This window comes from Pseudomonas endophytica, assembly GCF_001411475.1.
Classification (GTDB): Bacteria; Pseudomonadota; Gammaproteobacteria; order Pseudomonadales; family Pseudomonadaceae; genus Aquipseudomonas; species Aquipseudomonas endophytica.
This window is the reverse complement of the sequence record NZ_LLWH01000098.1, coordinates 1-4,269: the sequence shown is the minus strand read 5'-3', so window position 1 is coordinate 4,269 and position 4,269 is coordinate 1. Positions and strand designations below refer to the sequence as shown.

The window sequence follows — 4,269 nt, the reverse complement described above, 5'->3', positions numbered from 1 at the left end:
CGTAATGCCTGAAATTTACCCACTGCACGCAGCAGACGTTGAGTACCGCCTGCGCCGGGCATAATCCCGACCTTGACTTCCGGTTGGGCAAAACGCGCCGAGGTCCCGGCAACGATCAAATCGCAATGCATCGCCAGCTCACAGCCACCGCCTAAGGCGAATCCGTTAACCGCCGCGATCACCGGTTTGCGGCACCCGGAAATAGCCTGCCAGTGACGCTCCGCATGCCGTGCATAGAGTTGCAAGGCGGTGGCATCCACCATCTCATTGAGGTCGGCGCCTGCGGCAAATACCGTGTCGCTACCCGTCAAAATGATCACGCGGGTCTGTGGGCATTCATCAAGTCGCTGAAAATGCTCGGCCAACGCCTCGCGTAGTGCCATGTTCAGTGCGTTGCGTGCGGCAGGACGATTGAGCCGTAACAACGCGACGCCGGGTGCGGGCTGTTCAAGCAGTACCAAAGGGTCATTGCTCATGGGGAACTCCTATACATAGTGGTCTGGCCAACTCCCACGGCGATCTTTGGATCGCTTAAAAGATCGCAGCCTTCGGGGTTAACCGCGAACAATTCCAGCCGCGTAGAGCGTGTCGATGACCTGTTGCTCCAAGCCCAAGCCCTCAAGCACCGCGCGCGTGTTCTCGCCTAACTTGGGAGGTGCATTGCGATAAGTCGCGGGAGTTCGCGAGAGCTTGACCGGCGAGCCAATGCCTCGGTAATCACCGATGTCCACCAGTAAGCGCCGATGTTCGGTGTGGGGATGCGCAACCACCTTGTCGATGGTCGAAATCGCCCCACACGGCACACCGGCGTTAATCAGTTGCGGCGCCAGCACTGCGCCATCATGGCTAGCCATCAACTGTTCAAGCGCCTGCTTAAGCGCTTGGCGGTTGACCGAGCGCACGCCGTTATTTAAAAACCGCGGGTCTTGCAGCAAGTCACTGGCGCCCAGTTGCTCGCACAACTTGGCAAATTGGCGATCATTGCCCACCGCCAAAAAAATCGGCTCGGTGCCCGTGCAATAACTGTCGTAAGGGGCAATGTTGGGATGAGCATTGCCGGTGCGCTGCGGGGTCTTGCCCGACGCCAAATAGTTGGGCACGTGCGGGTGCAGCAACGACACGCCACAGTCGTACAAGGTGATATCCAGAGATTGCCCCACACCACTGCGATGGCGCTCATTGAGCGCCAACAACACACCAGCCAGCGCATTCAGCCCGGTCACCATGTCAACAATAGGAAGGCCAATGCGCAGTGCTTGGCCATTGCCTTCGCCATTGACGCTCATCAACCCCGCCATTGCTTGAATTACCGCGTCATAACCGGGCAAGCCACCTAACGGGCCATCAGCGCCAAAACCTGAAATCGCACAGTGGATCAAACCGGGGAAGCGCTTGCTTAGCACGTGCTCGTAATCAATGCCCCAGCGCTTCAAAGTGCCGGGCTTGAAGTTCTCGATCAATACATCTGCGCCTTCCAGCAGGCACATCAGCAGCTCAATCCCTTCAGGCCGCGACAGGTCTACGGCGATCCCTTGTTTATTGCGGTTAACCCCGCGGTAGTAAGAGGCGTCCTCGCCCTCGAAAGGAGGCCCCCACCCGCGTGTTTCATCGCCGCTCAAGGGTTCGAGTTTGATCACATCAGCGCCATGGTCAGCCAATGCCTGCGAGCAGTAAGGGCCGCCCAGCACTCGGCTGAGGTCGATAACTTTCAGGCCCTCAAGGGCCCCTTTTGAAGGGTTCATACAGGCACTCCGTGAGACAAGTTAAGGCGCGTTCAGACCGGTAAGAGCTGCATGGCTTGCGCCAGTGTGATCGGACGTTCACTGGCAAGGCTTGAAAGCACCTCAGGCGTCATCGCAGGCTCTGGACTCAGCGGATCTCGTGGCAGCAATTTGTGTTGCAACAGCAGATGCGCCAGCGCCAAGCGCCGTGCGTTTTCGGGGGTATGGCTGGCCTCCCAGGCCATAAAAATAGCGGTGGCCATGTTGTATAACGCGCTCCCCGCCTGACGCACTTGCTCGTCGGAACGCTCACTCGCCACCGTGGCCAGTCGGGCCACCGTGCGTTGTAACAAACCTTCAAACAAACGCTGGCTTTGAGCAGGCAATCCCGCCTCGGCCAGCACCTTGCTCAAGTGCTGATGCAAAGGTTCCAGCGCCTGCTCGCGGGTCACGGCGCGAGCGATATCCAGCGCCACAATATTGCTCGTGCCCTCCCAGATCGAACCCAAGTGCGCGTCACGCACCAGTCGCGCGTCACTCCATTCCTCGATGTAACCAAGCCCGCCACGCACCTCCATTGCATCGCCGGTGACCCGGCGAGCGTCACGGCACGCCCGAAACTTAATCAGTGGTGTGAGAATGCGCACGCATTTGCGGGCTGCCTCATCGCCCGCATCAGCCTTGGGCAGTAACGTGGCAATCTGCATAAACATCGAGCGCGCCTGCTCGGTTGGCAACATCATTTTCAACATTTGGCGCTGCATCAGCGGCATATCAATCAGGTGTCGGCCAAAGGCCAGACGATGGCGCGCAATATACAAAGCCTCGTTGACCGCTCGACGCATCAAGCCTGCGGCACGCACACCGTTGGACAAACGCGACATGTTGATCATGTCCGCCATTTGCTGGAAGCCACGTCCGACCTCGCCAATCAGATAGGCGCTAGCGCCTTCAAGAGTAATTTCACCACTGGCCATCGACCGTGTGCCCAGTTTGTCTTTGAGGCGCTGAATCCGATACGCGTTGCGTGTGCCGTCCGGGCGTACTTTGGGCAGCAGGAACAGGCTCACCCCTCTCATGCCAGCCGGTGCATCGTCCGGGCGTGCCAGCACCATGGCGAGGTCAGCGTCGGGGTTGGAACAAAACCATTTTTCGCCGAACAGCTGCCAACCGCCATCGACCAGCTTGGCGCGAGTTTGGGTTTGCGAAACGTCCGAGCCTGCCGCTTGTTCGGTCATGAACATGGCGCCCTGGAACAGTTTGTCGAAATCTTGCGAAACCAGCGACGGCAAGTAGCGGGCCACCAATGCGGGCGAACCAAACTTGCGCAGGGTGCGAGTCAGGGAGTCGGTCATGCTCACCGGGCAGCACAACCCGAACTCAGCCTGTACAAACAAGTAAGTCAGGGCGTACTTGACCAGCGGTAGCGTGCCGTCATCACGGTGACTCATCGCCGCCAGCCCTAATTCGGCATAAGCCACGCGCTCTAACGCGATGTAATCGGGATGCTTCTGAATGCTTTGGATGTCTTCCCCGCGACGGGTGCGAGGCAGCAGTTTAGGCGGATTTTTATCGGCCGAAAGCGCCAGCACATCCAATTCATTACCGGCTCTGGCACCCAGCGTTTGCCACGTCGGCAGCCATTGCTCATAAAGCTCGGCCGGCAGATAAACCTTGAGCAAAGCAGCGAGGCCAGGATCGCAGTCAAACAGGTTCAAACCACGACTGTCCGGGATATTAAGAGGGTCGTGGTCGCGCGCTGAAAGGGTATTCATGGTCACTCTCCTGATTCTTGTGAACCAAGAGTAGGGCTGCCTTCGATAAGTATCTAATACAAAGTAAATCAACTACGATAAGTAAAAATTATCGTAAAGCGAGGCCGATGATCATGGATCTCAAGCAACTTCGTTACTTTGTCGCCGTGGCCGAAGAGCTGCATTTTGGTCGTGCCGCCGCCCGCCTATGCATCTCCCAACCGGCGCTTAGCTTCGATATCAAAAAGCTCGAAGGCCAGTTGGAGATCCAGTTGCTCAACCGCAACAACAAGTCAGTGAGCCTGACCAACGCCGGTCAAGTATTGCTAGAAGAAGCCCGTTATCTGCTGTTACGCGCCGAACAAGCAAGGCGCCTGACCCTGCGTTCGGCCCAAGGTTTTGCCGGGCGCCTGAGTGTTGGTTTCGTCAATTCAATTCTTCACCGCGGCCTGCCGCACGTGGTCAAAACATTCGAAGCCGAACACCCCGATACCGAGATCGTGCTGATGGAAATGAACAGCGCCGAGCAAGCCCAAGCGTTGCAACGCGGGCAGATCGACATCGGATTTGTCCACTGGGCCAATTTCCCCGAGAGCATCCGCTGCGAGCCGGTGCTCAGCGAGCCGTTCCTGTGTTGTTTACCCATATCTCATCGGTTGGCCGGGCGCGAGCGCATCGACCTTGCAGAACTTGCTGAAGACGATTTCATTCTGTTCCCGCGCAATGTCTCACCGCAGTATCACGACCGCATCGTCGCACGCTGTGTAGCCGCGGGCTTCAGCCCACGCATTCGG

The 4,269-nt window shown here is 57.9% G+C and carries 4 protein-coding genes; 1 reads left to right on the top strand and 3 read right to left on the bottom strand.

Going from position 1 to position 4,269, the window contains the following annotated elements; all coding sequences use genetic code 11:
- From AQS70_RS07865 to AQS70_RS07855, 3 genes are all read right to left on the bottom strand, one after another.
- The coding region (locus tag AQS70_RS07865) for an enoyl-CoA hydratase-related protein (RefSeq protein ID WP_187331794.1) at positions 1-476 on the bottom strand (476 nt) is incomplete at its 3' end.
- A 78-nt stretch (positions 477-554) separates the two neighbouring features.
- Positions 555-1,742 carry a CaiB/BaiF CoA transferase family protein gene (locus AQS70_RS07860; RefSeq protein ID WP_055102303.1) on the bottom strand — a complete coding sequence of 396 codons (1,188 nt, stop codon included), beginning with the start codon at positions 1,740-1,742 and terminating at the stop codon, positions 555-557.
- A 32-nt stretch (positions 1,743-1,774) separates the two neighbouring features.
- On the bottom strand, positions 1,775-3,496 hold the full coding sequence (locus tag AQS70_RS07855; RefSeq protein ID WP_055102302.1) for an acyl-CoA dehydrogenase family protein: 1,722 nt from the start codon (positions 3,494-3,496) through the stop codon (positions 1,775-1,777).
- A 113-nt stretch (positions 3,497-3,609) separates the two neighbouring features.
- Between AQS70_RS07855 and AQS70_RS07850 the strand changes: the two genes are divergently transcribed.
- Positions 3,610-4,269, top strand: a 660-nt coding sequence (locus AQS70_RS07850; RefSeq protein WP_055102304.1) for a LysR family transcriptional regulator, incomplete at its 3' end; no start/stop codon positions are given.

Bases quoted from the DNA above. Each gene is read 5' to 3' on its own strand.
- AQS70_RS07860 (WP_055102303.1), bottom strand. From the start codon at position 1,742: ATGAACCCTTCAAAAGGGGCCCTTGAGGGCCTGAAAGTTATCGACCTC.
- AQS70_RS07855 (WP_055102302.1), bottom strand. From the start codon at position 3,496: ATGAATACCCTTTCAGCGCGCGACCACGACCCTCTTAATATCCCGGAC.